The sequence below is a fragment of the Streptococcus mitis genome (genome assembly GCF_003942995.1).
Classification (GTDB): domain Bacteria; phylum Bacillota; class Bacilli; order Lactobacillales; family Streptococcaceae; genus Streptococcus; species Streptococcus mitis_CV.
The window spans coordinates 198424-225250 of record NZ_RJOH01000001.1 but is presented as its reverse complement, the minus strand read 5'-3'; the positions used below and the strand labels follow the sequence as shown (position 1 = coordinate 225250).

Here is a 26827-nt window from a genome sequence, read left to right as displayed (position 1 = left end):
TGGATTTTTAATCACGGGTAAATCCAGTGGCACCCGTTCGAGCAATATTGCGAATACCGTATGGTCGAATGACTCGCAACAGAGCTTCACTCTTTTCAGCATTTCCTGTCATCTGAATGGTAATCGAGCTTGGCGCTACGTCTACCACCGTTGCACGGAAAGGTTGAATAATCGCTAGAATCTCAGCGCGCTTCTCAGCTGGCGCTGACATCTTAACCAAAATCACCTCGCGCTCCAAATGAGGCTTGTCTGTAATATCACGAATGCGAATCACATCAATCTGACGATTGAGCTGTTTGATAATTTGCTCCACCTCATCATGTGAAGCAACATCAATAATAATGGTGATCCGCGATACATTCGGATCTTCTGTTGCTCCAACAGAGATACTTTCGATATTAACCTGACGACGAGACAGGACACCGGTAAAGCGATTGAGGACTCCTGATCGATTCTGTAGTTTTGCTGTTAACATTCTACGCATGGAACTTCACCCCCAACATCTCATGATTACTCTTACCAGCTGGTACCATTGGTAACACCTGTTCCTTACGAGAAATATCTACCTCGATTAGCATAGGAACATTCTCAGTGATGACTTCAAGGTCTTGAGCCAAGGTCTCAGGATTGTCAAACTTATAGTTTTTAATGCCATAAGCCTGTGCCATCAGTTGGAAATCAGGAAGAGTATCAAAGACCGACTCAGATGTTCTACCTTCATAGAAGGATTCTTGCCACTGGCGGACCATTCCAAGTGAGTGGTTGTTCAGCATAATCACCTTGATTGGCACCTTGTAAATGTTCAAAATAGCCAATTCCTGGTTAGTCATTTGGAAACCACCATCCCCAACAAACAAGACTACTTCCTTATCTGGGTTAGCAATTTTAGCTCCAATTGCTGCTGGAATTCCAAATCCCATCGTTCCCAAACCACCTGAAGTCACTAACTGACGTTCATTTTGGTAGGGATAATACTGGGCTGTCCACATTTGGTGTTGACCAACGTCTGTTACCACAATGGCATCTCCATTCGTCAATTCACCAATTCGTTCAATAACAGCTTGCGGCTGAACCACACGCTCTTTCTTATCATAAGAACGAACACGGTTCTTGTCTTTAGTGACTTTTTCAATCCATTTTTCAGTATTGTTATGAACTGTCGGTTCTGCTAGTAACATTTGCAAGGCCTTTTTAGCATCTCCAACTACAGGAATATCTGAACTGATAATCTTTCCGATCTCAGCTGGGTCAATATCAATGTGGGCAACCTTAGCATTCTTAGCAAAGGTCTTTGGATTTCCTGTCAAGCGGTCATCGAAACGGCAACCAATACTAATCATAAAGTCCGCTTCCGTCATGGCAATATTAGCTGCGAATGACCCGTGCATGCCTCCCATTCCAAGGAAGAGTGGATGACTCGTTGCAATCGTTCCTTGTCCCAAAAGACTGGTTACCACCGGAATTTGATAGCGTTCTGCAAATTCATTTAATTCTGCAGCAGCTTCAGCATAACTAATTCCACCACCAGCTAGCAAGACTGGTTTTTTAGCCTTGGATAATTGCTTCAAGATTTTCTTGATTTGCATATCATTTGGCTCAAGAGTCGGCTGATAGCTTGGTAGGTTCACTTCTGGTGAATAAATGAAGTCTGTTTCCAAAGCAGATACGTCTTTAGGTAGGTCAATGACGACTGGCCCTGGACGTCCTGTAGTTGCGATATGAACAGCTTCCGTAATGATACGCGGAATATCAGCTGTCTCACGAACTTGGTAATTGTACTTAGTGATTGGCATGGTAATTCCCACAATGTCTGCCTCTTGAAAAGCATCCTTCCCAATACCTGCTCGCGCCACCTGACCTGTAAAGACCAAAAGGGGAACGCTATCGCTCATGGCATCTGCAATCCCTGTAATGGCATTTGTTGCTCCCGGTCCGCTAGTGACGACGGCAACACCCAACTTTCCAGTTGATTTGGCATAACCTTCAGCTTCATGCAAACAACCTTGCTCATGGCGTCCTAGAATGTGGCGAATGCCTTTAAAATTATATATCGCATCATAAAAAGGCAAGACTGCACCACCAGGATAACCAAAGATGGTATCAATTCCTAAATCACGAAGTGTTTCCAAAACTAGGTCCGACCCCGTCTTAGGAGATTCTAAACTGATTTTCTCCATTGTTCCCCTTTCTCTTCTCTTAAAAATAACTTGTTACTATCATACCATTTTTTCAAAAATTTTCAAGACAAAAGAAGAAATTTTCTGAATTTTCTATTTTAACGTTTATTTATGAATGTTATTTTTGTTTTTATTAAAAAGATACCGATTTCATTATTCAAAAAGAAAAAAGAACTGATTTCTCAGTTCTTCATTAATCTTATTCCACACTAAATAGGTATGGGTAAACAGGTTGTTGCCCTTGGTGAATCTCTACTTCAACATCTTCGAATTCTTCTGCGATTTCTTGGGCAATTTCATTGGCAAGTTCTTCGCTTCCGTCTTCACCGATATAGAAGGTTACAATCTCACTATCTTCATCCAACATATGTTTCAATGTTTCTGTCAAGGTTTGGTGCATGTCAGGGTTTGACACAAGAATTTTCCCATCAACCATACCAAGATTATCGTTTTCATGGATTTCCAAACCATCGATTGTTGTATCACGCACAGCTGTTGTGACGCTTCCGCTAACGACATCGCTAAGAGCTACAGTCATACGCTCTTGGTTTTCTTCGATGGACTTGCTTGGATCAAAGGCGAGAAGACTTGTCAAACCTTGTGGCAAAGTACGAGCTTCCACCACTACTGCTGGTTGCTCCAAAACTTCTGCTGCAGATTGAGCTGCCATGAAGATGTTCTTGTTGTTTGGTAGGAAGATAATGTTACGAGCATTGACCTGTTCAACAGCCTTGATAAAGTCTTCTGTTGAAGGGTTCATGGTTTGACCGCCTTCGATAACATAATCCACACCTTGAGAACGGAAGATATCTGCTAAACCTTTACCAGCCACCACAGCAATCAAAGCATATTCTTTTTCTTCAGCTGGTTTGCTAACTTGAGCAGCTTCTTTCTCAACCTGTGCTTCGTGTTGGTTACGCATATTGTCAACTTTTACCTTGACCAAGCTACCATATTTAAGACCTTCTTGCATAACAAGTCCTGGATCTTCTGTATGGACATGAACTTTGACAATTTCATCATCGTTAACAACGAGGAGAGAATCCCCAAGCTCATTCAAGTAGTTACGGAATTCGTCGTAGTCAAAATCTTTGGCATAGGTTGGACCTTGCTTAAGAGCTACCATGATTTCAGTACAGTAACCAAAGGTGATGTCCTCAGTCGCTACGTGACCAGCTACAGACTTATGATGCTCTGCATTGATCATTTCACTCATGTTGGCCGGAGTCGCTACAAAGTCCTCAGATGCGATATATTCACCAGTAAGTGCTGAAAGGAAACCTTCATAGATGAAGACCAGTCCTTGACCACCTGAATCCACAACGCCAACTTCTTTCAATACTGGAAGCATGTCTGGTGTTTTAGCTAGAGCTGTTTTAGCACCTTCCAAGGCTGCGCGCATGACTTCAACAGCGTCATCTGTTTGCTCAGCTTTTTTCTTAGCACCGATAGCAGCCCCACGAGAAACTGTCAAAATCGTTCCTTCAACTGGTTTCATAACTGCTTTATAAGCAACTTCCACACCTGATTGGAAGGCAAGGGCCAAGTCTTGACCTGTTAACTCGTCTTTATCCTTGATGGCTTGTGAAAATCCACGGAAAAGCTGAGACGTAATAACGCCTGAGTTCCCACGCGCACCCATCAAAAGACCTTTGGCAAGAATGCTCGCTACCTCGCCAACTGTAGAAGCTGGCTTGTCTGCAACTTCTTTAGCTCCATTTTCAATGGTCATTCCCATGTTTGTTCCAGTATCTCCATCTGGAACTGGAAAGACGTTTAATGAATTGACATATTCAGCTTGCTTATTCAAGCGAGTTGATGCAGCCTGCACCATTTCTTGAAATAAGCTAGTAGTAATTTTTGACACGGTTATTCTCCTACAACTTTGATATTTTGAATGTAGACATTTACAGTCTGAGCGGTAATTCCAAGTTGGTTTTCCAAACTAAAACGAACACGCTCTTGAATGTTTTTCGACACTTCGCTAATCTTTGTTCCGTAGCTCAACACGGTATATACATCAACTGCAATACTGCCATCTTCGGCCGCCTTTACGACGACACCTTTAGAATAATTTTCCTTACCTAGAAGGGCTTGGAAATTATCTTTGAGGGCATTTTTACTAGCCATACCGACCACACCAAAAATTTCAGTTGCTGCTCCACCTACGACGGTTGCAATCACTTCATCTGTTAGTTCGATTTGACCATCTTTTGTATTAATTTTTACAGTCATCCTTTTTACCTCAACTAGTTGATACTCTATTTTATCATATTTCAGCCCAAGTGTAAAAGCAGAATACTGTATCAGCGGATATTTACTCTATTTTTCAAATGATTTTATATCTACAGTAAAAGAAAAAAGACCCTAAGGTCTCCTTACTTTTATTATTAAACGCGTTCAACTTTACCTGATTTCAAAGCACGAGCTGAAGCCCAAACTTTTTTAGGTTTACCATCGATAAGAACAGTAACTTTTTGAAGGTTTGGTTTTACGGCACGTTTTGTTTGGTTCATTGCGTGTGAACGGTTGTTTCCTGATACAGTCTTACGACCTGTAAAGTAACATACTTTAGCCATTTGTGTTTTCCTCCTATTAGATCTAATATAGCGGATGTGCTAGCACCACATACCGTACTATGTTATCACACTTTCTTCATTTTTGCAAGGGAATTGGAAGATTTTTTTATTTAACGTAGACAATTCCCAACTTCCCAAAAGCCACATCTCCACGGATAATCAAGGTTTTGCTGGTTGGGGCTAGAGGAGTATCTGCCTTGGCTACGCCACAGAAAGTTTCTACCTTTAAATCAACTCCCCAATGTTGAGGAACATAGATAACTGCATTCCCAAAACCGACTTCTATCTTCAAGGTTGCGCTATCTCCCAACATCTCTGCATTGTCATAATAAATCTTGGCATTCCCAAAACCAACTTCTACTTGATCCTCTACCAATTCTTGCTCTTGCTTGTAGAAAGTCCCAGTCCCAAAAGCAACTTCCTTATCTGTAAGAATGGTCTTTTTACCATCATACCACCATTTTTTCCCATTCCAAGTTCTGTTAGAATGAGTGAGTGCGCTGACACCCATTACGATTAAAATACTTGCCCAGAACAATGACTGATTGGGAATTGGTAAAATGCCATAAAAGTGGTTAGCAATCATTAAGGCTACTAGAGCTGTAAAAGAGGCTGAAGTTAAGTGACGACGCAACAAAGCTCCAACTGATTGATAGGCAAAAAATGCAATACCAAGCAAGGGCCAAATTTGCCCGCCGAATGAAGGGATTCCAAAATTCCCTTGTAATAATATTAAAGCCGCCAAAATGAGCAACACAATACCAAATGCTTTCTTTTTCATGTTCTTACCTCATGTTTCTTAGATTTTCTTTTAGGAGGGATTGGTAATGTCGTGAGACATGAACCTCCTTATGGGTCTGATAAAAGGAAATGGTGCCCGTTCCTGAAAAGGACTTGTCCACCGAGTAAACCTGACGGATATTTGCGATAGTTGACTTGGATACTCGACTAAAATAGCGAGGAAGGATAGCCTCTAACTCATAGAGTTTGAGCCGAACTTCGTAGGCATCTTTATGGGTATGGGCATAAATCTTGCTACCTTCCGTCTCAAAGAAGAGAATTTCCGACAAATCCAGATAATATTCACCTGTTCCCTTATAAAAAATCAACCGAGGAGACTTGGACTCTTGCAAGAGCCGCTGTAAATCCGCAATCTCATCTGTCAAAGCCGCTGCCTTGATGACAATTTCAGTTTCCTCTAAATTGCTGTCAATTTCGATTCGTAACTTCATTCCATCTCCTTTCTGACTCTACTATATCAAAGCTAAAATAAGAAAACAAGAGCAAAAAAGCAAGTGGTTACTTTAGACCCGTAAGTGGTTGTAAGGCTACCCTAACTTACAGGTCAACATAGAAAGAAAATCACCCCCCACACAAGAGCACACATATAGCCAACCACTACATCCTTGGGATAATGCACGCCACCTAGAACTCGCACAAGGCCGAGGAGGGCTGACAAGACCAACAAGATAACCCCTACAGATAAACTAGCATGTAAGCAAGCCATGGAGATAATGGTTGCTGAAAAGACATGACGACTGGGCATAGACTGACCAGGACTATCTCTGTCAAGCAAGGGTTTAATATCCCATTCCTCATAAGGCCTAGGGGCATTGATTTTCTTACGAAGAAAGGACAAAATCACAAAACCTGATGCAGGGATAAACAAATAGATTCCGACCTGTTTCTCAAGTCCTTGTTGGAGATAGGTAGTTGCTAACAAGGTCAGATAGACTATAGGCATAACTACTGTCATGAACCGATTGAAAGTTCTTAACAAGCTCAGAAGAAAGGGCTTATTTCCAATGTTACCAGCAATGTGGTCATACCATTCTTGATAATTTTTCATATATTTTCTCATCACTTATTCAAATTTTGCTTATAGGGAAGCACTTGTCTTCTAGTATAGTGCAGAAAAAGAAGGCCGTCAAGCCTTCTTTGGGTTTATTCTTCTGCTTCGTCTTCTGTAAATTGACTGTTGTAGAGGTCAGCGTAGAAACCAGCTTGCGCCATCAGCTCATCATGATTTCCTTGCTCGATGATATTCCCATCTTTCATAACCAGAATAAGATCAGCATTACGGATAGTTGACAAGCGGTGGGCGATGACAAAGGAAGTTCTCCCCTCCATCAAACGATCCATAGCTTTCTGAATCAATTCCTCTGTACGGGTATCAACCGAAGAGGTCGCCTCATCTAAAATCAAGAGCGGCGCATCTTTCAGCAAAGCACGAGCAATGGTCAAGAGTTGTTTTTGCCCGACAGACAAGGTCACTGTATCGTCCAAGATGGTATCATAACCATCTGGTAGGGTCATAATAAAGTGGTGAATCCCTACAGCCTTGCTGGCTTCGATCACGCGCTCATCACTAATACCTGTTTGGTTATAGATAAGATTGTCGCGAATGGTTCCTTCAAAGAGCCAAGTATCCTGCAAGACCATTGAAAAGGCATCGTGTACTTCCGAACGCTTCATATCCTTGGTATCCACACCATCGATACGGATACTTCCCTTATCAATCTCATAGAACTTCATCAAAAGATTGACAATAGTTGTCTTACCAGCCCCAGTCGGTCCGACAATGGCAACTTTTTGACCTGCATGAGCAATCGCAGAAAAGTCATGGATGATAGTTCTCTCTGGTGTGTAACCAAAGGAAACTCGATCAAAGACCACTTGACCTTTCATATCGCTCAATTGTCTTTCTTTATGGGATTCATCCTCCATTTCCTCTTCAGCTAGGAATTCGAAGACACGTCCCATGGCTGCACTAGCCTGCTGAAGACTAGTAATCCCTTGGGCAATTTGTGAAAGAGGCTGAGAAAAGATACGAACGTAGGCCATAAAGGCAACGATAATCCCGATACTGATGTGCCCATTTAAGGCCAAGGCTGCACCAACAATAATCACCAAGGCATAGCTAAAGTTCCCAATGAACATCATAATCGGCATCATAATCCCTGAAATAAATTGAGATTTCCAGATACTATCATACAGACGATTGTTTAATTTCGCAAACTCTTCTTTCGTAATCTCGATGGCATTGTAACTGGTCACCACATTATGGCCAGAGTACATTTCCTCCACATAGCCATTGACAGCCGCCAAATCCTGTTGCTGACTCTTAAAGAAGCCCTGCGATTTGCCCATAAAGGCAGACACGAAAACAAAACCAATAAGGGTTGACACAACCGTCACCAAGGCTAAAATCCAGTTCATCGCAAACATGGTTACCAAGACTGCCACGACCAGTAAAGTGGATGAAAGAACTGTTCCCAGACTTTGATTAAGGGACTGGGCTGCAGTGTCAACGTCATTGGTTACACGAGACAAGGTATCTCCTTGAGAGTGTCCATCAAAATATCTCAATGGAAGGCGATTGATTTTCTCTGCAATGGCTGTTCTCAAACGCTCTGAAAAACGTTGAATGGCTGTTGTAAACAGAAAGGCCTGCAAATAATTTGATAAAAGTCCAATCACATAGATAATGACTAAAAAAGCACCAATAGCTGCAACCGCTACGACATCCACACTTGTTTCCAGACCACTGGCAATGATATTGGTCATTTCCTTGATGCGAGTCGGCCCATAAACAGTAATGATATTGGATACGATTGTTGCTAGAAAGGCTATCAGAAGGGCAAACTGGAGACCTGCAAGATAGGGTTTACTCTGTTTCCAGAGAGACATTTTCTTATTTTCCATGTTCCAATTCCTCCTTCGATAGTTGTGAATAGGCAATTTCTTGGTAAACTTCGTTATTAACTAGAAGTTCCTTGTGGGTGCCTTGTCCCACGACTTTTCCTTGATCTAAGACCAAAATCAAATCTGCATCCATAATCGTTGAAATACGCTGTGCAACGATAAGCTTGGTCATAGACTTGGTTTTCTCTGCTAGATCTTGGCGTAGGACACGGTCTGTCTTGTAGTCCAAGGCTGAGAAGGAGTCATCAAAGATGAGGATTTCTGGCTTCCGAGCCAAGGCACGCGCAATTGCCAGACGCTGTCTTTGACCACCTGAGAAGTTGGTTCCTCCTTGGGCCACTTCTGACTCTAAGCCAGCTTCCTTGTCTTCGATAAAGTTCTTAGACTGGGCCAATTCCAAAGCCTGCCACATAGCCTGCTCACTAAGCGGTGTTTCTTGACTCTGTCCAAAGTCTAGATTGCCCTTGACATCACCTGAAAAGAGAACCGCTTTCTGGGGAATATAACCAACCTTGTTGCGCAAATCTTTCAAGTCATAGTCTTGAACATTGACACCATCTACCAGAATTTCTCCTGCTGACACGTCGTAGAAACGTGGAATCAGATTGACCAGAGTTGATTTACCAGAACCTGTTGACCCAATAAAGGCCACTGTTTGACCAGCTTCTGCTCTAAAGCTAACATGCTCAATAACCGCCTCCGAATTTGTCGCATAGCGGAAGGTCACATCCTTAAATTCAACCTGACCTTTGAGGTTTTCATCAACCTGCTGCACTTGAGCAGGATTTTGGATAGACGAATGCAAATCTAGAACTTGATTGATCCGCTTAGCAGAAACCATGGTTCGGGGAAGAACGATGAAGAGTGCTCCCATGAGAAGGAAGCCCATGACAACCTGCATGGCATAAGACATGAAAACAATCATGTCACTGAAGAGAGGCAGACGCGCTATCGGAGCAGCGTCGTTAATCACATAGGCTCCAATCCAGTAAATCGCCACACTCAAACCACTTGAAATCCCCATCATGATAGGATTCAAAATAGCCATAAGACGGTTGACAAACAAATTCAAGCGTGTCAATTCATCATTTGCTGATGCAAATTTTTCATTTTGGTATTCTTCAGCATTGTAGGCGCGAACGACACGAATACCTGTTAAACTCTCACGAGTGATACTGTTCAGTTTATCTGTCAACCCCTGAATCAAGGACTGTTTTGGAAAGGCTAGCGTCATCAAAACAGTCGTCATCAGGACGTTGACAATCACTGCCACAAGTACGGCCCAGAGCCAGTATTCTGAATGGCCTAAAATCTTCCCGATAGCCCAGATAGCCATAATCGGACCACGCGTAACTACTTGCAAGCCCATGGTAATCAACATCTGAACTTGAGTAATGTCATTGGTGGTACGAGTTAAAAGACTGGGAATAGAGAATTTCTTAATCTCTGTCTGCGAGTAATCCAAAACTCGGTTAAAAATATCACTTCTCAGCCTACTAGTATAAGAAGCCGCCACTCGGGATGCAAAAAATCCAACTGCAACTACGGACAAGAAGGCAAGAAAGGACATTCCAACCATCATACTTGCCGGCTGCCACAACTCTTCTAAATTAGTTCCTTGACTACCTAGTAAATCCGTAATTTTTGAGATATAGGTTGGCACTTCCAACTCTAGATAGACCGAAAAGCAAGTAAAGAGAATGGCTAGTAAAATCATCCCCCATTCTTTTCTACTAATTCGTTTGGCTAATTTCTTCATTCTCTCCTCCTATTCCCTCGATATTTGCCTGTAGTTGACCGAGAACTTTCTCAAAAATCAGTAATTCATCTTCATCAATGTCTTCCATCAACTGCTTGTCTATGCGTTCAAAGAAGGCCTTAACCTGTTGCATCTGCGAACGTGCTTTGTCCGTCAAACGAACAAATTTTGCCCGCTTATCGCTAGGACTCGCCTCCAATTCCACCAAACCATTTTGCACCATACGCTTGACCAAATTACTAGCAACAGACTTGCTAATATTGAGTTCCTGCTCGATATCTTTAATCAAGACCAAGTCTTGGTTTTTCTCACGATTATCCAAAAAACGCATAACCTGACCTTGCGGCCCACCCATAAATTCAATACCACAACGTTTGGCTTCCTTTTGCACCATGAGGTGAATCTGATGACCAAAACGCTTAAAGACTAACATCGGTTTATCCATACTTACTCCTTTCTAACCATTGCATTTAGTTCTCCTAGGAACTAAATAAGTTTTCATGAGAACTATTTTATCACTTTGAAAAGAGATGTCAAGAAAAAGTTTCCTAGAGAACTATTTTCTTGATTCAAAAAATCCCAAGTGATTTTTTCACTTAGGATCATGTTCTCTAGGTTAAATTAGAACCCGTCTACGTTCGTATAAATCTTTTGTACGTCTTCGTCGTCCTCAAGGACGCTGTAAAGTTTTTCAAAGGTTTCAAGGTCATCGCCTGACAATTCAACTTCTGACTGAGGAATCATTTCCAATTCAGTAACTTGGAATTCTTCGACACCTGACTCACGAAGGGCAACGATAGCCTTGTGAAGGTCAGTTGGCGCTGTGTAGACTGTGATTGTTCCTTCTTCTGCTTCTACATCATCCACATCCACATCTGCTTCTAGCAATTGCTCAAAGACCGCGTCCGCATCTTCACCTGCAAATACAATAACACCTTTGTTGTCAAAGAGGTAAGAAACAGAACCTGAAGCGCCCATGTTTCCTCCGTTTTTACCAAAAGCTGCACGGACATTAGCCGCTGTGCGGTTAACGTTTGAAGTCAAAGTATCCACAATCAACATAGAACCATTTGGTCCAAAACCTTCGTAACGTCCTTCTGTAAAGGTTTCGTCTGTGTTTCCTTTAGCCTTGTCCAAAGCTTTATCGATAACGTGTTTTGGCACTTGAGCTTGTTTAGCACGGTCGATAACGAACTTCAAGGCTGAGTTTGATTCTGGATCTGGATCACCTTTTTTAGCTGCTACATAGATTTCTACACCAAATTTTGCATATACTTTAGAGTTAGCTCCATCTTTAGCCGTTTTCTTGGCTACGATATTGGCCCATTTACGTCCCATTAGGAATCTCCTTTTTTCACATTTTAATCTTTCTTATTATAACACAAGTTTTTTCGATTTTCACTAGAGGAAATAGATTTTATTCAGTAAATCCAACTAGGATAGCACTTTGGTTGCCAAGATGACCTTACCTTCTTTTATCAAGGGGTGACGAAACAGTGAGAAATACAGTTGGATGGTCATGGCAACCCAGATAAGGGGTTCGCACAGGATAACTCCCTTATAGTCTGCCCAAGGAATAATCAAGACCACAAAAGCGATTTTCCCGATTAGTTCGATAAAGCTAGAAACCAGCGGAAGGACTTTTTGCCCCAAACCCTGCAAACAATTGCGATAAATCAACAAGAGACTCAAAATAGGATAAAAGGCTGAACTGATTTTCAAGTACAGACTACCATTTTCTACCAAGTAATCATCCGTCGAACTAGCCAAGAAGGAAACCAAGGCTGGACTGGCAAAAAAGAGGAAGACACAAACAAAAACTGCCCAGGATATACTTAAACGACTGCCGATTCGAAGTCCTTGAACAATGCGGTCTGGTCGCTTAGCTCCTAGATTCTGAGAAGCAAAGGTCGTCATTGATGCAGAAATAGCGGTCATAGGAAGAAGGGCGAAGGCCATAATGCGTCGAGCTGCCGTCTGGGCACTAATAATCACGGCTCCAAAGGTATTAACAGAAGACTGTAAAATCACACTACCAATGGACACAATTGAACTCATCAAGCCCATAGCCAAACCTTGCTCCAAGAGATCGGCGTATAAGGCCTTGTCCCATTTGAAATGCTTGAGTTGAGGGAGTAGCTCAGGCACACTCTTACGGATATAATAAAAGCAAAGAACCGCTGATAAACCCTGCGAAATGATGGTAGCAAGTCCCGCCGATTGAACTCCAAGATGCAATTGCGTAATAAAATAGAGATCCAGAACCACATTGACCAGAGCAGAGAAAATCAAAAAACCAAGCGCAGCCAGACTGTCCCCAATAGACCGCAACAAGCCTGCAAAAAGATTATAAGCAAAGCTGACACCAACACAGGTTACAATCATAGAAATATATTGATAAGACTGAGGAAGGATTTCTGCAGGAGTATCTAGGTATTGCAAGAGAGGATACAAACCAAGAAAGCCCAGCAGCATAACTACAACACTCAAAAGAGCACCTAAAATCCAGGTGGCTGCTACTGCTTCCTTAATTTTTATAAAATTCCGAGCCCCGTAATAACGGGCAATGACAATTCCCATGCCATTACCAACACCAAGAGTAAATCCTACAATCAAGTCAAAAATTGCTGTCGTCGCTCCTACTGCAGCCAAGGATTCTTGACCAAGAAAACGCCCAACAATCAAGACATCAGCAGTATTATAGAGCTGTTGAAAAATATTTGATAGCAAGATTGGGAAGGCGAAGCTTAAGAGCGAGGGAAGAATCGGACCATGTATCAGGTCCACTGTTCGTTTTTTATTCATAAGGCTATTATATCAGCTTTCGAAAGGAGCGACAAGAAACAGCAAACTATAGATGATCTAAAAACTTGAATCAAAAACCAAAAAAGCAGCGGATGTTCTCCACTACTTTAACAGCTTATTCTTCAATTTCGATTTCAAGCTCGTCGCCTAGGTCAAGTGTAACTTCTTCATTCACAGAGTCTACTTGAACTGCTTCATCTTTTTTAGTTTCAACACCTTCTACAGAAGCTTCCTCTCCATCAATCAAACCAAATTGAACACGGACTTGATGGTCAATCTCATCAAAGACTTCTGGGTTATCTGCCAAGTATTTCTTAGCATTTTCAGAACCTTGCCCGATTTTCTCATCCTTGTAAGAGTACCAAGCTCCTGCTTTTTTGATGATATCCAAATCGCTTGCAATCTTCAAAAGCTCACCAGTCTTAGAAATCCCTTCTCCGTACATGATTTCAACGAAGGCTTCCTTAAACGGTGGAGCCACCTTATTTTTCACGACCTTGATTTTAGTTTCTTTACCGACATTGGTATCTTTTTGGTCACCAGTTCCCTTGATTTGTGTGCTTCCACGAACATCCAAACGGACTGATGCGTAGAATTTCAGAGCACGTCCACCAGGAGTTGTTTCTGGATTTCCAAACATCACCCCAACTTTTTCACGCAATTGGTTGATAAAGATGGCAATTGTTTTGGTTTTATTGATAGAAGCACCAAGTTTACGCATAGCCTGGCTCATCATACGAGCCTGCAAACCAACGTGGCTATCACCGATATCTCCATCAATTTCCGCACGAGGCACAAGGGCAGCAACTGAGTCGACCACGACAAGATCTACAGCACCTGAGTCAATCAATTTTCCTGCAATCTCAAGACCTTGCTCTCCTGAGTCTGGTTGTGACAAGAGCAATTCGTCAATGTTGACACCAAGGGCCGCAGCATAAGCTGGATCGAGAGCATGTTCCGCATCAATAAAGGCAGCAATACCACCTTCTTTTTGCGCTTGCGCAACTGCATGAAGAGCAACCGTTGTCTTACCAGATGACTCTGGTCCGTAGATTTCGATGATACGTCCCTTAGGATAACCACCTGAACCAAGGGCAATATCAAGCGCCAAGGAACCTGAGCTCATCACCTGCACCTTTTGCTCTGCACGTTCACCTAAACGCATGATTGAACCCTTACCAAAGTCTTTCTCAATCAATTTAAGAGCGTCATTCAAGGCTTTTTCACGTTCAGCCCCGAATTTTTTTGAAATTTCATCTAATTTTTTTGGTTTTTTCGCCATTCTATTCTCCTACATTCTAATGGTCCTTAGACCTATCTACTATTATATCAAAAGTTAGTCACTTAATAAAGCCTTGCGAACTAGGTTAAAGGCATGCATAACCGCAATGTGACGTACATCTGCTCGACTTCTGCCTCCAATATTAATCTTGATAACCTCAGTTCCTTGCTCTTGAGCCAAGCCTATGAAGACTGTCCCAGCTGGATGTCCTTCCAGGCTATCTGGTCCTGCCACTCCAGTCAAACTAAGGCCAAAATCAGACTGGGTCTTGATTCGTGCCTGCTCAGCCATCTTCTGAGCTGTAAATGCAGACACCACACCATGTTCTTCTAAATCCTTGGCAGGAATATCCAACATCTTTGATTTCTCCTCCAGGCTATAGGTCACGAAACCACCCTTAAATATACTTGAAGCTCCTGAAAAATCCGCCACAGTAGCTTGGAAAAGCCCTGCCGTCAAACTCTCTGCAGCCGTGATAGTTTTCCCTTGTTTTTTCAGTTCTTCTACCACAATGCTGGCCAAGCTAGCCTCCTCTCCATAACCATAACAGAGGTCTCGTAAAGAAATTCCTTCGAAAGTCTGGCAGTCCAAGATTTGATTTTCCAAGATATCCAGCGCTTGATTCGCCTCTTCTTGACTGCTAGCCTTTGTTGACAGACGCAGAGTGACTTCTCCTGTCTTAGCATAAGGGGCCAAGGTCGGATCTGTTTGATTATCAATCAAATCAGCTAAAATCGTCACCAGCTGACTTTCGCCAATTCCAAAGAAACGAAGAACTCGGGAATACAGCTTGCTCCCTGTCATCAACTTGGGTAGAAGTTGGTTTAAGACCATGGGTTTCAATTCACTTGGCGGACCAGGAAGGACGACGTAGGTCACTCCATCGATTTCCAATATTCCTCCCACAGCCAGTCCTGTTTCGTTGGGCAGCGGAGTCGCTCCTTCTACAATTTGAGCTTGTCTTTCGTTATTCGGTGTTCGGGCATAGTCTGGTCGCTGGGCAAAAAAGACATCCAACTTCTCCTGTGCCTGAGGATCGAAGACTAATGATTTCCCTAAGAATTTAGCCAAAGTTTGTTTGGTCAAATCGTCCTCAGTTGGCCCCAAACCACCTGTTAAAATCACCAGATTGCTCCGTTGACTGGCAATTTCGAGCAAAGACAAGAGACGAGCTTGATTGTCTCCTACAGCCGTCTGAAAATATACGTCTACCCCAATCTCTGCTAGTTTTTCCGATAAAAACTGGGCATTGGTATTGACAATCTGCCCTGTCAAAATCTCTGTTCCAACAGCAATAATTTCTGCTTTCATATTTCCTCCTACCTATCTATTCGTATTTTTTTGAAAAAATCGCAGGAAATTTCCCACGATTAATTTTTTATTTGTATTAAAAAACGAACTATTCTACTTCATTTGTTACAAAGACACCTTGTTGTTGATTCTCCCCATCACCAACAGGCACCCGTCCAAACAAATCTTCAAATAAGACAACATTTGTTTCCAGCTGAGTGACTTCTTCTTGTCCCAAAGAACGTCGCAATATATTCTGCATTTCCAACATATGCTCTCTCGAAACAATCTGGTAAGAAATACCTTGCAACATCTCTCCCTCACCCTTCAACTGTTGTGATTCAATGGTTTTAAATGAATCTTTATAGCCCAACAAGCTTGGAATACTTTTCGCAGATAAATCAATATTAGTCTGCATATTAGTGCTTAAAGCTTTTAAGATAGACTGATAGTGACTAACGCTATTCAAACTAAGAACTTTTTCAACAACCTTTTGAATGACTTCACGCTGACGCTTCTGACGTCCGTAGTCTCCTTCTGGGTCTTGATAACGCATGCGGGAATAAACAAGCGCTTCTTCTCCATTTATTGTCTGTTCTCCAACACCGATAGAAATGGTATTAAATTCCTCTTGATCACTAATAGAAATTGGGAAGCCTAGCGTGTTGTTGACGGTTATACCACCCACTGCATCGACTAATTGTTGCAATCCTTGCATATTAACCATAATGTAGCGATCGATATGGATATTCATCATCTTTTGAATGGTTGAAATAGCTAACTCTGCACCACCACCAGCATAGGCAGCGTTTAACTTCGCTTCCTCAATCTGGCCATCTTTATGCTGAATTTTAGTCAGGATGTCACGTTCCAAACTCAACATCATGGTTTTCTTAGTATGTGGATTCACCGTCAAGAGAATCATGGAATCACTATTTCCAGCCCATTGATCTGTACGCTCTACATTCCCAGTATCAACCCCCATCAAAAGAATCGTTAAGGGTTCAGTCGCCTCAATAACATTGGTTTCTTCTCCGATTTTTTTATAGGTTTTTGATAAGGTTTGTGTACCTTGCTGATAAATAGTATAAGCAAAAACACCCACACCCAAAACCGTCACAGCTAGAAAAGCTAGCACCATTCCAATAATTTTTTTAACCATATTTCTATTAATCTATCAGCCTACCCATCAGGTAAACATCGATAAATTCCCCTTCTTCTATGTACGCACCGCGCTCTTGTCTACCTTCAATTACAAAGCCATGTTTTTGATATAGATAAACTGCAGCCTGATTACGAGTTTGGACAGTAAGTTGAAGTCGACGAAGAATGCCACTAGCCTGTGCCCATTCTATGACTTCTTCAAGTAACAAACTCCCCAGTCCATTATTCCAATACTTCTTACCAATCACAATAAAGAGATCTCCAATATGACGAACTCTCTTGCGTTGATCAGCTGTGATATTTACAAGACCAGCAATTTCATCATTCAGCAAGGCCAGTAAAGTGATTTGATTTTCCGAGTGAGCCTGTTTATCCAAAAACAACTCCATCTCAGTATCTGTCATCAAAATGCCATTCCTGTCCAGACTGGTAAAATCTGTTTCTACACTGACACGATTTAAAAATGTCACTAATTCAGCCGCATCACTAGGTTCTGCTTCTCTAATGAGCAATTCATACTCCATGTTGAAGCTCCTCTAAGAGTTTTTCTGCACGCAAACCCTTTGCTTGGAAATGTAATCTGCGACCGTCTTCTTCTTTTAGAATTTCCAATTCTAAATAATTATCTGGCAAGGCATCACCTAAAAGATGTCCCCACTCGATGACAGTTACCCCACCACCAAAGAGAAACTCATCCAAATCAATAGAATCCGCATCTCCCTCAATACGATAAACATCTAGGTGGTAAAGCGGAAGACGACCTTCATACTCTCTTACGATAGTGTAGGTTGGACTCTTAATCATCTGGAAAATCTGTAACCCTTTAGCTAGACCTTTTGTAAAGGTCGTTTTGCCTGCTCCAAGTTCTCCAGTTAGAATTAAAACATCATTCTTTTCTAATAAGTAGCCCAAACGTTCACCTAAGGACTGTAACTCTTCTTCGTTTTTAGTGTACATGTTTCTATTATACCAAAAAGTTGTTCTTTGTCGAGATATTATCTGTGAATTCCATATTATGAATTGTAAAAANTTCGGTCAGTTCTTATTTTGATTTTAAAATAGAAATAGTAAGAAGACAACTAATAAGATATCTCTCATCAAATGGCTGTAAAACGAAACTTCCCAGCGAATGACTTTTGGCACCAACAGTCCTAAAAATAGCATTCCCAAGGTAATATAAAAGGTCATGGATAATAGCATCCAAGGATTTCTGAGAAAGATTAGAATAGCTAGTCCACTAATAAAACAGATTTCCTTCTTACCCAAAATCTTTTTCAATCCATTTACATACTTCTGAATCGGCAGAAAAACTAACAAATCAATACCAAATAAGAAAAAGAAACTTGGTAGAAAGGCTTCCACAAACCATTCTACGGATGTATTTCCTGCAAGGATATGTTCTATGACAATTAAAGCTAAACCTAAAATGTTTACTAAGAGTAACAAAGTATACAAGAGTTGTTTCTTATCTGCTCTAAAAACTGAATAAGATTGATTTCGCTGTCCACTATAGTAGTTTAGCCCTGCACCAATACTGGCAAGGAGCAACATGCCAACTAAATAATAGAAGCAGTTTTGATTTAACATCAAGGCCCAAGTCGATAAACTTAAACAAGAACAGCTACTAAGACCAAAAAACGTCAGCAATAACAAAACACGAATTTGCTTTTTCATTTTTTCCATCATTCTTCCTCCCTACTTGCTCTTATTATAGGCTAGAAATTCTCACCATTGCTAAAATATTTCTCAACTGTCAGTTTTCTACTCTAAAATGCAAAAAAGTTTGATGCAAGTATCCCTTACATCAAACTTTTATTATTTCTCTTCAAACCAAAGAGCAATTTCTAGCTTAGCTGACTCTTCTGAATCTGATCCATGTACAATATTTTGAATAGCTTGGTTTTCTCCAGCAGCTTTTGCAAAATCACCTCGAATAGTTCCTGGTAAAGCTTCTTCTGGACGAGTTGCCCCCATCATGGTCCGCCAAGTTTCGATTACTTTGGGACCAGAAATGATGCCCACAAGAACTGGTCCTGAAGTCATGAATTCACGAATCGGTGGGTAAAAACTTTGGCCAACCAAGTCCTGATAGTGCTGGTCAATTAACTCTTCTGAAACCTTTGTACGCAACTCCAATTTTTCGATTGTCAATCCACGTTGTTCGATACGTTTCAACACCTCACCCACTAATCCTCTTTTTACACCGTCTGGTTTAATGATAAAAAATGTTTGTTCCATACTTGTCTCCTTTGTCAGCTTCTTTCTTTTATTTTACCACATTTCATGGAAAAATGGAGAAAATTTTCAGAAAAGAGAAAGAGAACCCGAAGGCTCTCTCATTCTCTTTTATTCTACTGTTTCTTCCACAGTTTCAACGGCAGCATCCACAACTACTTCTGTTGTTTCTTCATTTCCTTCTTCCTCTACTGGAGGATTACGGTATTCTTCTTCGTTGACAGCATGTGGTTCAAGGTTACGGTAACGGGCCATACCAGTACCTGCTGGGATGATCTTACCGATGATAACATTTTCTTTAAGTCCAAGGAGATGGTCTTTCTTACCGCGGATAGCTGCATCTGTAAGGACACGAGTTGTTTCCTGGAAGGAAGCCGCTGACAAGAAACTATTTGTTTCAAGTGAGGCTTTGGTAATTCCCATAAGAACTGGGCGACCTGTCGCTGGAACTCCACCTGCGATAAGGACATCTTTGTTGGCATCTGTAAAGTCATTGATATCCATGAGGGTACCCATGAGAAGATCTGTGTCACCTGGATCCATGACACGGACTTTACGGATCATTTGACGAACCATTACCTCGATGTGTTTGTCACCGATTTCTACCCCTTGGCTACGGTAAACTTTTTGTACTTCACCGAGAAGGTAAGTTTCAACTGACAAGACATCGCGAACTGCAAGGAGACGTTTTGGTTGGATAGAACCTTCTGTAAGAGCAGCACCACGCGCTACTTGGTCCCCAACTTCGACACGCATACGAGCTGTAAATGGAACGACGTATTCACCTTCGCCAGTTTCACCCTTAACAAAGACTTTCTTAGTACGAGTTGATGCATCTTCTTCGATAGCTGTAACTTGTCCTTTAACCTCTGTGATAACCGCTTCCCCTTTAGGATTGCGGGCTTCAAAGATTTCTTGGACACGAGGAAGACCCTGAGTGATATCGGTATTTGAGGCAACCCCACCCGTGTGGAAGGTACGCATTGTAAGCTGTGTACCAGGTTCCCCGATAGATTGGGCAGCGATTGTACCAACTGCTTCACCAACTTCAACCGCATCACCAGTCGCCAAGTTAATACCATAACAGTGACGGCAGACACCATGACGAGTGTTACATGTAAATACAGAGCGGATAGTCACTTCTTCCACACCAGCATTAACAATTTCACGCGCCTTGTCTTCTGTAATCAACTCATTTGGACCGATAATCACTGCACCAGTTTCTGGATGTTTAACAGTTTTCTTAGTGTAACGACCATTGAGACGCTCTTCGAGAGACTCGATCATCTCTTTTCCTTCTGCGATAGAGCGGATCAAGAGACCACGGTCTGTTCCACAGTCGTCCTCACGAATGATAACGTCTTGGGCAACGTCAACCAAACGACGAGTCAAGTAACCTGAGTCGGCTGTCTTAAGGGCCGTATCGGTCATACCTTTACGGGCACCGTGAGTTGAGAAGAACATTTCGAGTACTGACAAACCTTCGCGGAAGTTTGAAAGGATTGGCAATTCCATGATACGTCCGTTCGGAGCCGCCATCAGACCACGCATACCGGCAAGCTGTGAGAAGTTTGAGATGTTACCACGGGCTCCAGAGTCCATCATCATAACGATTGGGTTCTTAGGATCTTGGTTGGCAATCAAGCGTTTCTCTAGTTTTTCACGGGCAGCACGCCATTCAGCTGTAACAGCATTGTAACGCTCGTCGTCTGTGATCATACCACGACGGAATTGTTTTGTGATTTGTTCTACACGTTTGTGTGATTCTTCAATGATTTCAGCCTTGTCATCAACGACTGGGATATCGGCAATACCCACTGTCAATCCTGCAAGAGTTGAGTGGTGGTAACCGAGGTTCTTCATACGGTCAAGTAGGGCAGAAGTTTCTGTCGTACGGAAACGTTTGAAGATTTCAGCGATGATATTTCCAAGATTTTTCTTCTTGAATGGAGGGTTAAGTTCCAGTTTGCTGATAGCTTCCTTGATATCTCCACCAAGTGGCAAGAAGTATTTAGCTGGAACGCCTTCTGTCAAGTTGGCATTGTTTGGTTCTTGCAAGTATGGTAGACCCTCTGGCATGATGTCGTTGAAGAGGATTTTACCAACTGTTGTAAGCAATACCTTGTGTTTTTGCTCTTCTGTCCAAGGCTTGTTGAGGCTGTCTGTTGCGATACCAACACGTGAGTGAAGGTGAACATAACCATTACGGTAAGCCATAACCGCTTCGTCACGGTCTTTGAAGACCATTCCTTCACCTTCACGACCAGCTTCTTCCATAGTCAAGTAGTAGTTACCCAAAACCATGTCCTGAGATGGAGTAACAACTGGTTTACCATCTTTCGGGTTCAAGATATGCTCAGCAGCAAGCATCAAGATACGAGCTTCTGCTTGGGCTTCTTCTGAAAGCGGTACGTGGATGGCCATTTGGTCTCCGTCAAAGTCAGCATTGTAGGCTTCACAGACAAGTGGGTGTAAGCGAAGGGCCTTACCATCAATCAAGACTGGCTCGAAGGCTTGGATACCCAAACGGTGAAGGGTCGGTGCGCGGTTCAAAAGCACTGGGTGTTCTTTGATAACTTCTTCAAGGATATCCCAGATACGCTCATCTCCGCGTTCGACCAAGCGTTTAGCTGCTTTGACGTTTTGCACAATATCACGCGCAACGATTTCACGCATCACGAATGGTTTAAAGAGCTCGATTGCCATTTCACGTGGCACACCACATTGGTACATCTTAAGAGTTGGACCAACGGCGATAACTGAACGTCCTGAGAAGTCAACACGTTTACCAAGCAAGTTTTGACGGAAGCGTCCTTGTTTACCTTTAAGCATGTGGCTCAATGATTTCAGTGGACGGCTACCTGGTCCTGTGATTGGACGACCACGACGACCATTGTCAATCAAAGCGTCAACCGCTTCTTGAAGCATACGCTTCTCATTTTGAACGATGATACCTGGTGCATTCAACTCAAGCAAACGAGCCAAACGGTTGTTACGGTTGATAACACGGCGGTAAAGGTCGTTCAAGTCAGATGAGGCAAAACGACCACCATCCAACTGCAACATTGGACGAAGATCTGGTGGAATAACCGGAAGGATGTTGAGAATCATCCATTCAGGCTTGTTTCCAGACTTGTAAAAGGCATCCAAAACATCCAAACGACGGATGGCTTTGACACGTTTTTGTCCAGTCGCTGTTTTCAACTCTTCTTTGAGTTCAGCAATTTCTTTTTCAAGATCTACTTGTTTCAATAGGTCTTGGATGGCTTCGGCACCCATTTTAGCAACGAATGATCCATAACCATACTCACGCAAGCGCTCACGGTATTCGCGCTCTGTCATGATAGACTTGTGCTCAAGTGGTGTATCCTTTGGATCAATCACCACATAAGCCGCAAAGTAGATAACTTCCTCGAGGGCACGAGGGCTCATATCAAGGGTCAAGCCCATACGGCTTGGAATCCCCTTGAAGTACCAGATGTGAGATACAGGAGCTTTCAATTCGATATGTCCCATACGCTCACGACGAACTTTTGTACGCGTTACTTCAACCCCACAACGGTCACAAACAATTCCTCTGTAACGAATGCGTTTATACTTACCACAAGCACATTCCCAGTCTTTTGTAGGACCAAAGATAACTTCATCAAAGAGTCCTTCACGTTCTGGTTTCAAGGTACGGTAATTGATTGTTTCAGGTTTTTTGACTTCTCCATAAGACCATGAACGGACTTTGCTTGGAGAAGCTAGGGTGATTTGCATACTTTTAAAACGATTTACATCAACCACTATTTCTTCCCTTTCTATTCTAAGTGAACTGCTTATTCTTGTTCAGCAGCTTCTTCTGTTGCTTCCGCTTTTGCTTCTTTCTCAGCTTCTTCAGCTTCAAAGGCTGCTTTAGCCTCTTGTGCTGCTTTTTCGCGGGCTTTTTCAAGGTCATCTACGTGGATGACATCTTCGTCCATTCCTTCATCCAAGTCACGAAGTTCCACTTCTTGGTCATCTTCGTCTAGGACACGCATGTCAAGACCAAGAGATTGCAATTCTTTGACAAGAACTCGGAAGGATTCTGGAACACCTGGTTTTGGAATTGGTTTTCCTTTTGTAATGGCTTCATAAGCTTTCAAACGTCCGTTGATATCGTCAGACTTATAAGTCAAGATTTCTTGAAGGACATTTGATGCACCGTAGGCTTCAAGAGCCCAAACCTCCATCTCACCGAAACGTTGTCCACCAAACTGAGCTTTACCTCCGAGTGGTTGTTGGGTAACAGTTGAGTATGGTCCTACTGAACGCGCGTGCAATTTATCGTCAACCATGTGGTGGAGTTTGATCATGTACATGACTCCGACAGAAACACGGTTATCAAACGGTTCCCCAGTACGTCCATCGTAAAGGATTGTTTTGGCATCGCTATCCATACCAGCTTCTTTAACAGTTGACCAAAGGTCTTCAGAACTTGCTCCGTCAAAGACTGGTGTTGCGATGTGAATACCAAGAGTACGAGCAGCCATACCAAGGTGAAGCTCCATAACCTGACCGATATTCATACGTGATGGCACCCCAAGTGGGTTCAACATGATATCGACTGGAGTTCCATCTGGAAGGTAAGGCATGTCTTCTACAGGAACGATACGAGAGACAACCCCTTTATTTCCGTGACGTCCGGCCATCTTATCTCCGACCTTGATCTTACGTTTTTGAGCGATGTAGACGCGAACCAGCATATTAACACCTGATTGCAATTCATCTCCATTTGCACGTGTAAAGATCTTAACATCACGAACGACACCATCGGCACCGTGTGGTACACGAAGAGAAGTATCACGCACTTCACGAGATTTATCTCCGAAGATAGCGTGCAAGAGACGTTCTTCAGCTGAAAGGTCTTTCTCACCCTTAGGTGTTACTTTACCTACAAGGATATCCCCTTCTTTAACCTCAGCACCGATACGGATAATACCCATTTCGTCAAGGTCTTTAAGGGCATCTTCCCCAACGTTTGGAATTTCACGAGTAATTTCTTCAGGCCCAAGCTTTGTATCGCGCGTTTCTGATTCGTATTCTTCAAGGTGAACAGATGTGTAGACATCATCTTTAACCAAGCGTTCGCTCATGATAACGGCATCCTCGAAGTTGTAACCTTCCCATGTCATGTAGGCAACGATTGGGTTTTGTCCAAGCGCCATTTCTCCATTTTCCATAGAAGGTCCGTCAGCAATGAAATCGCCTTTTTCAACGACATCGCCAACTTTAACAAGCGTACGTTGGTTGTAGGCAGTACCTGAGTTTGAACGACGGAATTTTTGGATGTGGTAAACGTCCAATGAACCATCTTCACGACGAACTTCTACCTTGTCAGCATCTGCGTAAGTAACTTTACCATCATACTGAGCAATCACAGCCGCTCCAGAGTCGTGGGCTGCTTGATATTCCATACCAGTACCAACGTAAGGTGCTTTTGGATTAATCAACGGCACAGCCTGACGTTGCATGTTGGCTCCCATGAGGGCACGGTTGGAGTCATCGTTTTCCAAGAAAGGAATACATGCTGTCGCAACAGCAACTACCTGTTTTGGTGATACGTCCATGTAGTCAACAACATTAGCTGGATACTCTTGGTTGACCCCTTGGTGACGTCCCATGACAACTTTCTCAGCAAATGTTCCATCTTCATTCAGACGAGAATTAGCCTGTGCTACAGTAAATTCATCTTCTTCATCGGCTGTCAACCAAACGATTTCGTTAGTAACAACACCTGTTTCACGGTCAACCTTACGGTATGGTGTTTGAACAAAACCATATTTGTTCAAGTGTCCGTAAGATGACAAGTTATTGATCAAACCGATGTTAGGTCCTTCAGGTGTCTCGATTGGACACATACGACCATAGTGAGTGTAGTGCACGTCACGAACTTCATATCCAGCGCGGTCACGTGTCAAACCACCAGGTCCTAAGGCTGACAAACGGCGTTTGTGAGACAACTCAGAAAGCGGGTTGTGTTGGTCCATGAACTGTGACAACTGTGATGAACCAAAGAATTCTTTAACTGCAGCTGTGACAGGACGGATGTTAATAATTTGTTGTGGTGTCAAGACTTCATTATCTTGAACAGACATACGTTCACGGACATTACGCTCCATACGAGAAAGTCCAAGACGTACTTGATTAGCAAGCAATTCACCAACCGCACGGATACGACGGTTTCCAAGATGGTCGATATCATCTACACGGCCAAGTCCTTCAGCCAAGTTAAGGAAGTAGCTCATCTCAGCCAAGATATCTGCAGGTGTTACGATGCGAACTTTATCATCTGGATTAGCATTACCGATGATCGTTACAACGCGGTCTGGATCAGTTGGAGCAACAACCTTGAATTTTTGAAGAACAACTGGCTCAGTTACAACCGCTGCATCATTTGGAATGTAAACAATCTTGTTCAAATCACCATCCAAATGGCTTTCAATACTTTCAATCACACTACGAGTCATGATTGTTCCAGCTTCTACCAAGATTTCTCCTGTTTCAGGGTCTACCAATGGCTCAGCAATAGTTTGGTTAAGCAAGCGTGTTTTAACATTGAGTTTTTTATTGATTTTGTAACGACCAACTGCTGCCAAGTCATAACGACGTGGGTCAAAGAAACGAGCCACAAGCAAGCTACGTGAGCTTTCAGCAGTCTTAGGCTCACCCGGACGAAGGCGTTCGTATATTTCTTTTAAAGCTTCGTCGGTACGAGAGTCCATTGGGTTCTTATGGATATCTTTTTCAACAGTGTTGCGAACCAATTCGCTGTCCCCAAAGATATCAAAGATTTCATCATCTCCTGAGAAACCAAGCGCACGAACCAAGGTCGTAAATGGAATCTTACGAGTACGGTCGATACGAGTGTAGGCAATATCTTTTGAGTCGCTTTCAAGTTCCAACCAAGCTCCACGGTTAGGGATGACAGTTGAACCGTAGCCCACTTTACCGTTTTTATCAACTTTATCGTTAAAGTAAACACCTGGTGAGCGGACCAACTGAGATACGATGATACGTTCACCACCATTGATGATGAAAGTACCCATTTCTGTCATGATTGGGAAATCACCAAAGAAAACTTCTTGAGTTTTGATTTCGCCTGTTTCTTTATTGATCAAGCGGAAGGTTACAAAAATTGGTGCTGAGTAGCTAGCATCGTGGATACGAGCCTCTTCTAGCGTGTATTTTGGTTCCTTGATTTCATATCCAACAAATTCCAACTCCATTGTGTCTGTGAAGTTTGAAATTGGCAATACATCTTCAAACACTTCCTTAAGACCGTGGTCTAGGAAATCTTTGAATGAGTCAGTTTGAATTTCAATCAAATTTGGTAAGTCAAGAACTTCTTTGATTCTTGAAAAACTACGACGGGTACGATGTTTCCCGTATTGAACGTCATGTCCTGCCAAGATGATTCTCCTTTGTAAATAAGTTCCAAGCCTTGTCGATCAGGCTTTTCTAATCGTCATATGGTTTTAAAAACCCCTATCACCGTGTCCTTTTGATAAAATTTTCAGAATCTTTAAGTCTTTGTTACAAGTACTCAAAATCCTGAAAAAAAGCACAAAAAGAGCAGCTAAATCTGACTTTTTCAGAAGATTTAACTGCTGTGAGCCTTGTCTGGACAATATTTCAGACAAAACCTACGACAAATGATTATTTACATTATACCCTATTTAGCTAGATTTTTCAAGGGGACTAACGATTTTTTGACAAATTCTTTTCCTATAAGAAAGACTGGCTAAATCGTAGCAAAATTTGTTGCGATTCTTCTTTTAGTTTAATTTTAGGAAAACGCTTGCATATT

General features: G+C 42.3%; 22 protein-coding genes. All 22 read right to left on the bottom strand.

What is annotated here, in order from left to right; genetic code table 11:
• Window positions 1-7: 7 nt before the first annotated feature.
• Complete coding sequence (gene ilvN, locus D8836_RS01225; RefSeq protein WP_001253803.1) at window positions 8-484, bottom strand: acetolactate synthase small subunit; 477 nt, start codon at window positions 482-484, stop codon at window positions 8-10.
• Entirely contained in the window at window positions 477-2177 is a 1701-nt protein-coding gene (locus D8836_RS01220) for an acetolactate synthase large subunit (RefSeq protein WP_125392903.1), read from the bottom strand. Before D8836_RS01220 ends, ilvN begins: the two co-directional genes overlap by 8 nt.
• 199 nt (window positions 2178-2376) lie before the next feature.
• Window positions 2377-4044, bottom strand: coding sequence for a DAK2 domain-containing protein (locus tag D8836_RS01215; RefSeq protein WP_125392902.1), 1668 nt, complete (start codon window positions 4042-4044; stop codon window positions 2377-2379).
• Between the two features lie 2 nt (window positions 4045-4046).
• The gene (locus D8836_RS01210; RefSeq protein WP_000216437.1) at window positions 4047-4412 is read right to left on the bottom strand and encodes an Asp23/Gls24 family envelope stress response protein; all 366 of its coding nucleotides are present in this window, start codon (window positions 4410-4412) and stop codon (window positions 4047-4049) included.
• A gap of 155 nt (window positions 4413-4567) precedes the next feature.
• On the bottom strand, window positions 4568-4756 hold the full coding sequence (gene rpmB, locus D8836_RS01205) for a 50S ribosomal protein L28 (RefSeq protein WP_001140948.1): 189 nt from the start codon (window positions 4754-4756) through the stop codon (window positions 4568-4570).
• Window positions 4757-4862: 106 nt separating this feature from the next.
• Window positions 4863-5537: a LiaF transmembrane domain-containing protein gene (locus D8836_RS01200; RefSeq protein WP_125392901.1), complete on the bottom strand. Its 675-nt coding sequence runs from the start codon at window positions 5535-5537 to the stop codon at window positions 4863-4865.
• A 4-nt stretch (window positions 5538-5541) separates the two neighbouring features.
• A complete protein-coding gene (locus D8836_RS01195; protein WP_125392900.1) occupies window positions 5542-5988 on the bottom strand; it encodes a LytTR family DNA-binding domain-containing protein in 447 nt (148 codons plus the stop codon).
• A gap of 113 nt (window positions 5989-6101) precedes the next feature.
• The gene (locus D8836_RS01190; protein WP_185761573.1) at window positions 6102-6605 is read right to left on the bottom strand and encodes a phosphatase PAP2 family protein; all 504 of its coding nucleotides are present in this window, start codon (window positions 6603-6605) and stop codon (window positions 6102-6104) included.
• Between the two features lie 95 nt (window positions 6606-6700).
• A complete protein-coding gene (locus tag D8836_RS01185; protein ID WP_125392898.1) occupies window positions 6701-8461 on the bottom strand; it encodes an ABC transporter ATP-binding protein in 1761 nt (586 codons plus the stop codon).
• Complete coding sequence (locus D8836_RS01180) at window positions 8451-10220, bottom strand: ABC transporter ATP-binding protein (protein WP_125392897.1); 1770 nt, start codon at window positions 10218-10220, stop codon at window positions 8451-8453. Before D8836_RS01180 ends, D8836_RS01185 begins: the two co-directional genes overlap by 11 nt.
• The gene (locus D8836_RS01175; RefSeq protein ID WP_125392896.1) at window positions 10195-10665 is read right to left on the bottom strand and encodes a MarR family winged helix-turn-helix transcriptional regulator; all 471 of its coding nucleotides are present in this window, start codon (window positions 10663-10665) and stop codon (window positions 10195-10197) included. The genes D8836_RS01180 and D8836_RS01175 overlap by 26 nt, the downstream gene beginning before the upstream one ends.
• 176 nt (window positions 10666-10841) lie before the next feature.
• Window positions 10842-11558: a YebC/PmpR family DNA-binding transcriptional regulator gene (locus tag D8836_RS01165; protein ID WP_000532883.1), complete on the bottom strand. Its 717-nt coding sequence runs from the start codon at window positions 11556-11558 to the stop codon at window positions 10842-10844.
• A 96-nt stretch (window positions 11559-11654) separates the two neighbouring features.
• Complete coding sequence (locus tag D8836_RS01160; protein WP_125392894.1) at window positions 11655-13025, bottom strand: MATE family efflux transporter; 1371 nt, start codon at window positions 13023-13025, stop codon at window positions 11655-11657.
• 115 nt (window positions 13026-13140) lie between these two features.
• Window positions 13141-14307: a recombinase RecA gene (recA, locus tag D8836_RS01155; protein WP_084864764.1), complete on the bottom strand. Its 1167-nt coding sequence runs from the start codon at window positions 14305-14307 to the stop codon at window positions 13141-13143.
• A 54-nt stretch (window positions 14308-14361) separates the two neighbouring features.
• Window positions 14362-15618 carry a competence/damage-inducible protein A gene (locus D8836_RS01150; RefSeq protein ID WP_125392893.1) on the bottom strand — a complete coding sequence of 419 codons (1257 nt, stop codon included), beginning with the start codon at window positions 15616-15618 and terminating at the stop codon, window positions 14362-14364.
• A gap of 88 nt (window positions 15619-15706) precedes the next feature.
• Window positions 15707-16759, bottom strand: a complete 1053-nt coding sequence (gene lytR / locus D8836_RS01145; protein WP_000239273.1) for a glycopolymer--peptidoglycan transferase LytR — start codon at window positions 16757-16759, stop codon at window positions 15707-15709.
• 7 nt (window positions 16760-16766) lie between these two features.
• Window positions 16767-17285, bottom strand: coding sequence for a GNAT family N-acetyltransferase (locus tag D8836_RS01140; RefSeq protein ID WP_060627456.1), 519 nt, complete (start codon window positions 17283-17285; stop codon window positions 16767-16769).
• Entirely contained in the window at window positions 17275-17718 is a 444-nt protein-coding gene (gene tsaE / locus D8836_RS01135) for a tRNA (adenosine(37)-N6)-threonylcarbamoyltransferase complex ATPase subunit type 1 TsaE (protein WP_060627454.1), read from the bottom strand. Before tsaE ends, D8836_RS01140 begins: the two co-directional genes overlap by 11 nt.
• 96 nt (window positions 17719-17814) lie before the next feature.
• Entirely contained in the window at window positions 17815-18447 is a 633-nt protein-coding gene (locus D8836_RS01130; protein ID WP_260468259.1) for a competence protein, read from the bottom strand.
• Between the two features lie 129 nt (window positions 18448-18576).
• A complete protein-coding gene (gene ndk, locus D8836_RS01125) occupies window positions 18577-18999 on the bottom strand; it encodes a nucleoside-diphosphate kinase (protein WP_125392891.1) in 423 nt (140 codons plus the stop codon).
• A 108-nt stretch (window positions 19000-19107) separates the two neighbouring features.
• Window positions 19108-22785 carry a DNA-directed RNA polymerase subunit beta' gene (gene rpoC / locus D8836_RS01120; protein ID WP_185761572.1) on the bottom strand — a complete coding sequence of 1226 codons (3678 nt, stop codon included), beginning with the start codon at window positions 22783-22785 and terminating at the stop codon, window positions 19108-19110.
• Between the two features lie 32 nt (window positions 22786-22817).
• Entirely contained in the window at window positions 22818-26429 is a 3612-nt protein-coding gene (gene rpoB, locus D8836_RS01115; RefSeq protein WP_125392890.1) for a DNA-directed RNA polymerase subunit beta, read from the bottom strand.
• Window positions 26430-26827 lie beyond the last annotated feature (398 nt).

Coding starts and splice junctions, on each gene's coding strand:
- ilvN (WP_001253803.1), bottom strand. CDS start 484: ATGCGTAGAATGTTAACAGCAAAACTACAGAATCGATCAGGAGTCCTC.
- D8836_RS01220 (WP_125392903.1), bottom strand. CDS start 2,177: ATGGAGAAAATCAGTTTAGAATCTCCTAAGACGGGGTCGGACCTAGTT.
- D8836_RS01210 (WP_000216437.1), bottom strand. CDS start 4,412: ATGACTGTAAAAATTAATACAAAAGATGGTCAAATCGAACTAACAGAT.
- rpmB (WP_001140948.1), bottom strand. CDS start 4,756: ATGGCTAAAGTATGTTACTTTACAGGTCGTAAGACTGTATCAGGAAAC.
- D8836_RS01200 (WP_125392901.1), bottom strand. CDS start 5,537: ATGAAAAAGAAAGCATTTGGTATTGTGTTGCTCATTTTGGCGGCTTTA.
- D8836_RS01195 (WP_125392900.1), bottom strand. CDS start 5,988: ATGAAGTTACGAATCGAAATTGACAGCAATTTAGAGGAAACTGAAATT.
- D8836_RS01190 (WP_185761573.1), bottom strand. CDS start 6,605: ATGAAAAATTATCAAGAATGGTATGACCACATTGCTGGTAACATTGGA.
- D8836_RS01185 (WP_125392898.1), bottom strand. CDS start 8,461: ATGGAAAATAAGAAAATGTCTCTCTGGAAACAGAGTAAACCCTATCTT.
- D8836_RS01180 (WP_125392897.1), bottom strand. CDS start 10,220: ATGAAGAAATTAGCCAAACGAATTAGTAGAAAAGAATGGGGGATGATT.
- D8836_RS01175 (WP_125392896.1), bottom strand. CDS start 10,665: ATGGATAAACCGATGTTAGTCTTTAAGCGTTTTGGTCATCAGATTCAC.
- D8836_RS01165 (WP_000532883.1), bottom strand. CDS start 11,558: ATGGGACGTAAATGGGCCAATATCGTAGCCAAGAAAACGGCTAAAGAT.
- D8836_RS01160 (WP_125392894.1), bottom strand. CDS start 13,025: ATGAATAAAAAACGAACAGTGGACCTGATACATGGTCCGATTCTTCCC.
- recA (WP_084864764.1), bottom strand. CDS start 14,307: ATGGCGAAAAAACCAAAAAAATTAGATGAAATTTCAAAAAAATTCGGG.
- D8836_RS01150 (WP_125392893.1), bottom strand. CDS start 15,618: ATGAAAGCAGAAATTATTGCTGTTGGAACAGAGATTTTGACAGGGCAG.
- lytR (WP_000239273.1), bottom strand. CDS start 16,759: ATGGTTAAAAAAATTATTGGAATGGTGCTAGCTTTTCTAGCTGTGACG.
- D8836_RS01140 (WP_060627456.1), bottom strand. CDS start 17,285: ATGGAGTATGAATTGCTCATTAGAGAAGCAGAACCTAGTGATGCGGCT.
- tsaE (WP_060627454.1), bottom strand. CDS start 17,718: ATGTACACTAAAAACGAAGAAGAGTTACAGTCCTTAGGTGAACGTTTG.
- D8836_RS01130 (WP_260468259.1), bottom strand. CDS start 18,447: ATGATGGAAAAAATGAAAAAGCAAATTCGTGTTTTGTTATTGCTGACG.
- ndk (WP_125392891.1), bottom strand. CDS start 18,999: ATGGAACAAACATTTTTTATCATTAAACCAGACGGTGTAAAAAGAGGA.